Consider the following 258-nt stretch of genomic DNA (forward strand, 5'->3'; position numbering starts at 1 on the left):
CCTATGGCGCGCAGCGCCGCCTTGAGATCGCTCGCGCCATGTGCACGGGACCCGAACTTCTGTGCCTCGACGAACCGGCGGCCGGCCTCAATCCGAAGGAATCGGCGGCGCTGAACGAGCTGCTGATCGACATCAAGAACACATCCGGCACCTCGATCCTGTTGATCGAGCACGACATGTCGGTGGTCATGCAGATCTCCGACCATGTCGTGGTGCTGGAGTACGGCCGCAAGATCTCCGACGGCAGTCCGCAATCGG

1 pseudogene is annotated in these 258 nt (G+C 62.8%); it reads left to right on the forward strand.

From position 1 onward, the window contains the following. Window positions 1–258: pseudogene (locus EOB49_RS35525) on the forward strand (ABC transporter ATP-binding protein); the annotation flags it as partial.

This window comes from Mesorhizobium sp. M7A.F.Ca.MR.148.00.0.0 (assembly GCF_003997735.1).
In the GTDB taxonomy this organism is placed as follows: domain Bacteria; phylum Pseudomonadota; class Alphaproteobacteria; order Rhizobiales; family Rhizobiaceae; genus Mesorhizobium.